This is a genomic window from Haloferax profundi (assembly GCF_001469865.1).
GTDB classification, from domain to species: Archaea; Halobacteriota; Halobacteria; order Halobacteriales; family Haloferacaceae; genus Haloferax; species Haloferax profundi.
The window spans coordinates 1-4,774 of record NZ_LOPV01000120.1; the positions used below are offsets into that span (position 1 = coordinate 1).

Consider the following 4,774-nt stretch of genomic DNA (forward strand, 5'->3'; position numbering starts at 1 on the left):
TAACCTTGAAACGCTATGGGAAACTCCTGAAATTGGAACCAGCGTAGTCAGCAATAACACGGTGTACCATGGCTCAAACGGCAAAATGCAAGCTCTAGATGCAGAGACAGGTAGTCAAAAGTGGGTATTTGATTTAGGACCTACTGGATTTTTACCGGTTGCCAGTATTGTTGGCAACGTTCTCTACTTCGGTGGTGCTAGTGCTGCTGCGCCTGGGGATAAGGTGTACGCATTAGACGCGACAACCGGTACAGAACTATGGAGTTTTCAACTAGAGGCTAATGTTTGGATACCAACTGTCGAAAATGGGGTGGTATATGTGGGGTCACCAGGTGTAGCTGACACAGGAATCTTCTATGCACTAGATGCATCTGATGGGTCTGAACTCTGGAACGCTGCGATAGACCCCGCATTTTCTGCTCCCGCGGTTGCCAGTAGCACAGTATTTGTTGGGTCAAAAGATGATCACCTGTATGCTCTTGATATAGATGATGGAAGTCAGGTTTGGGCTTTTGAAACGGGGGGTGATGTGGGGTCTGCGCCCACAGTGTCGAATGACACCGTATACTTCGGAGGTAATGATGGGTACATCTATGCTGTAGATGCGATTACTGGTGCCGAAAACTGGAATTATTTATCTGGTCCGACTGGGACATACACATCTGTCGTAACAGACGGGTCAACTGTTTATGGCACTGACGCAGGTGACAATCTATTTGCATTAGATGCTGTCACCGGTTCTGAGCAGTGGCTTACAACCTTTTCAAGCGAAGCTCTTGGAAGCCCCATACTTGTGGATGGATATCTCTACGTTGGTGGTTCTTCAGGCAACGTACATATCGTTAGTGCAGCGGATGGGAGCCTACTGACGAGTGTCTATGTTGGTCGGGGTATCCTGATTCAAGTGAGTTTGGCAGCAGCGGAGGGAGTTATTTATGCAGGAGGGGTTGCCTTAACGGGAGATGTTCTCCTCGAGGCGAATACTGACGCTCTGTCTGACACTCTCGCAAAAATCCCTGATATCGGATTCATTAATCGACCAGTTCAACGACGGCGCGCATTAAACAACAAAATCAGTGCAATTGCAGAGAAAATAGAAGCAGAAGAGTACCAAGAGGCGAAACAGAAGTTAGAGAATGACCTCCTGAGAACCGTAGAACGGTGGGTGAAGGATGAGTATGATGTAGGATCAGGAGAAGCGACAAAACAGGATCTGATTGACGCAATTGAAAACTTGATTGATGAGTTAGAGACCTTGGTTCAAGAGAATTGACAAGGTCTTTTTCACTCGCTTGAGAGTGAACCCGGATTTCGCTGCTCACTTTCTTGACCGATACGCTGGCTGTATTCACGACGATTCCAACATACAATCATTTACAAGGGTTTCAACAGAACTGAATTCGTGTTTCTTGCACCATTCGTTTTTAGAAGATCACAAAAGCTTGTAGCCACGAGCCTCCTCGAGAGCGATTTGTAAGTACGTCGGTGTATCTACGACTATAGGTATAGATATTTCTAAAAATATAGGAATATCTTTAGTTTCAATCTGCAGAACCCAGTCGCTATTCGGTGGCTATTGTTCCACGACTATCATCACATCCGTTCACTTGTTCTCTTCCTCTGAGTCGGACTTTTGAGCCTGTTCACGGATTTTCTCCCGGAAATCCATTAACAGTGGATCATGCTTCCCGAATGCCTTGGTATCCTGTCTATTGTTGGCTACCTCTTCTATGAGTTCATCCATCCGTTCTAGAATCCGTTCAGGATCATCTTCGAGCTCGATGACCATTTTATCATCTTCCAACCGGATTTCGACTGTAGTCCCGGGCACGAGCCCAAGGCATTCTCTCAATTCCTTCGGGATCGTGATTCTTCCTTCAGAGTCAACTTTCACCATACCTCCAATTAGTGCAAGAATCGACATGGTCATTTGGGTCCGAAATCCGAGGGCATTGCATCCCCCAAGTTGTGTGGTTCTGGTTACATGATTTCACTTAACCGTCTTCGCAACCGTCCGAGACGGCTCTCGGTTTGTCCAGCAGATTGGCAGAGAGGGTTGTTTGCCCGGATTATTGTATCGCCCGAAGTGAGCATGCCCACAACGTGCTCAGTGTCAATTTCTTCGCGCTCATAATCACAAAGAATCTGGTAGAGGTCCACCGTAGTGAGGAGTTTGCAGTCCCGTTTCTCCAGTCGATCTTTGAAATTTGCCGTCGTCAGTTGCCGATTGGTAGGGTCTCTGTACTTGAAGTGATTGAAGATGAGGAGACCCGTCCGATTCGTTCCGTATCCTTCGCTCGCTGTGTCATCCAGGTGATCCTCCAACTGTCGTATTTTTTGATGGTCCACACCGTCGCTTTGTCCCGTGATTTCAAGGATGAAAGTCTGGTCTTCTAATTTGATCGCACCATCCCGACCACCCGGAACCTCACCATCTACGTCCAGCCCCAGTCTTCGGAGAACTTCTGGAACCATTTCTTCCAACTCGTCGTCCCCCTCGAACAGAATTGATCTGTACCGACGGGCCTCTTGTACGCCGGATTCGATATCTGAAATCTCCATCTCTATCTGTTCAATTCGATTTCGAAACTCGTCCTCGTTGGGAAGAGCGTAGTGTTCCACCCAGTCTGGTTGATGCTCAACATCGAACCCGTATTCCCGTTCAAGGATTCCTCGGATGAATTCGCCAGAGTCACGGGACGGATGTGGTGGGAGGAAGTATATCTGACCGTCCGACTCTTTGAATCCACCGTTGATAGGGCGCTCGGATCGGAATTTCACCGTAGCAGCGAGAAGGCCGTTCACGTTGTTGGATGCCAATTCCTGAATGGAAGGACTCGGAAAGTATGCAGACGGAGGGGGCATTGATCTTGACTTGGGAGCTGGGCCAGATTTTGGCGGACGCGGGTCGTGGTATCCGGAACCAGTATTCCTGATTGCAGCACCAAGCTGAAGAACTGTTTCCCAGTGAAAGTCATCGTCAAAGTACCATTCCCACTCAGGTTCCGCAGTGACGAGATCTCCACTCTTCTCTTCGTTGAGTCCAACGCCGATTGGTAGCCACGCAAACGGATTGAACTCAAACCACTCCTCGTTGCCATCGTGATCTTCGCCTTCCAGGTGGAACTTAGATGTATTCGGAAGTCGGATCACAATATCGTTGCCACCGTGGAGATAATTGATGACATCGCCTTTACTAGGGAGTTGAACTGGGTCTTTGCTTAGAGAATCAAATGTCGGGTAGGCAAACTCGTAATTCCTGTGTTGTAGGTGCTTCAAATCGTAGAATGCGAGATTCGAATCGATGAGATTCTCCTCTTCATCCCAGTCTGCCTGAACATCGGCGAGAGCTGTTTCCGGCCCCTTCACCAGCACACGAGTCATTAATAGATGCCTCTCAGTGATGACACTTCAAGTATGGGTCACAGCGTCCGGGGTTGTTCAACGAACGAATGAGGAACACGATCTATCCCCTGACGAAGTTGTAGATCTGCTTGAAAAACTGAAGATGCGTGGCGACATATACGAACCACGAGGCGACCGCTATAGAGCGATAGTACAAAGATGATGAGTAGAAGCTACCTATTGGGATATTCTATCTCTCTGGCTCTCGAACTGTCTTCTTGATGATTGTCGGCCACGAGTTTTCACGCAAAATGGCTACGACTATAGGTATAACTATATCTAAAAATATAGGAATATCTTTAGCTCCAATCTGCAGAACTCAGTCGCTATTCGGTGATTATTATAACACGAATTTCAGCCCCTGAATCAAACTTTTGGGAGCCTGTCCAGGGATTCTATCGCGGTGATTCATTGCCAGTGCATCGTGTGTTGCGTACGGCTTCCTACCTATTGACGGCAGCCTCCTTTACGAGTTCATCCATTCGTTCCCAAATCGATTTAGTCGTCTTTGGCTTCGATGACGGCTTTACCATCTTCTACCCAGATTTCGACTCTGGTTCCGGGTACGAGTCCAAGCTTCTCCCTCAATTCCTTCGGAATCACGATTCCTCCTTCAGAGTCGACTTTCACCATACTTCCGTGTAGTATGAGTAACCACATGGCCATTTGGGCCAGATTTTATATCTGAGAAACAGATATATCTAATTCGATACTATATGTGTTTGAATTATGGGTAGGAAAATAAAAATAGTTCTTGTCTTTTTCATGTCGTTTCTATTACTTAGTTTCGGCCCAGTTTCAGTCGTAGATATTGTGGGCCACGAATCTTCTTCGATCACAGTCAGCCAGGTCTCACCGCTGCCATTAAACGAGAAAACGATATCGAATGATGAACTTGGGGTTGCAATTCGAACAAAGGTGAGCAGTCGTTCCGAGATTAGTTTGCAAGAGGATACTCGTCCATTTCTTCAGATGAATCATAGTCGAATGACGGCAGAGTCAGCGTTTGTTCGAACTCGATCACGCGTTCCTACGAAGGGCGGGTCTATTACCTTCGAACTTCCAAATAAAGGAGTTCCCTCAAATAGTACTGCAATTTATTGGCTCGAAAAAAATAACTCGTCAATTGTTGAACAAAATTCGACCATTGACTTCAGAAACAACACCATCTCGGCCAACTATTCTGGAGATGGCACGTATTTTGTCCTCTCGGGTCCAAAAAAGATAGACTCGAAACGTCTTACTACTACAACTCGTGTGAACGTAGTCCCTGAAAATTTGACTACTGATTCTCGAGATAGTCTGGATGCATACCTCCCTTACAGGAATAATGTCTCTGTGAGAGGCAGTGCAGTAGTCACCCTTCCTG

At 46.9% G+C, this 4,774-nt stretch carries 5 protein-coding genes; 2 read left to right on the plus strand and 3 right to left on the minus strand.

The genetic code is table 11. From position 1 onward, the window contains the following. On the plus strand, positions 1-1,273 hold a 1,273-nt coding region (locus tag AUR66_RS20460), incomplete at its 5' end, for an outer membrane protein assembly factor BamB family protein (RefSeq protein ID WP_082682148.1). Between the two features lie 330 nt (positions 1,274-1,603). Here AUR66_RS20460 and AUR66_RS06540 read toward each other — a convergent pair. The 3 genes from AUR66_RS06540 to AUR66_RS20465 all read right to left on the minus strand — a co-directional run bounded on the left by AUR66_RS06540 (position 1,604) and on the right by AUR66_RS20465 (position 4,038). After that, positions 1,604-1,897 (minus strand): AbrB/MazE/SpoVT family DNA-binding domain-containing protein, encoded by a 294-nt coding sequence (locus AUR66_RS06540; protein ID WP_058571679.1) that lies wholly within the window; start codon positions 1,895-1,897, stop codon positions 1,604-1,606. A gap of 83 nt (positions 1,898-1,980) precedes the next feature. Further along, positions 1,981-3,375 (minus strand): hypothetical protein, encoded by a 1,395-nt coding sequence (locus tag AUR66_RS06545; protein WP_058571680.1) that lies wholly within the window; start codon positions 3,373-3,375, stop codon positions 1,981-1,983. 528 nt (positions 3,376-3,903) lie between these two features. Beyond that, a complete protein-coding gene (locus AUR66_RS20465; RefSeq protein ID WP_197409689.1) occupies positions 3,904-4,038 on the minus strand; it encodes an AbrB/MazE/SpoVT family DNA-binding domain-containing protein in 135 nt (44 codons plus the stop codon). A gap of 96 nt (positions 4,039-4,134) precedes the next feature. Here AUR66_RS20465 and AUR66_RS22550 point away from each other — a divergent pair. Continuing rightward, on the plus strand, positions 4,135-4,774 hold a 640-nt coding region (locus AUR66_RS22550; RefSeq protein WP_231727782.1), incomplete at its 3' end, for a hypothetical protein.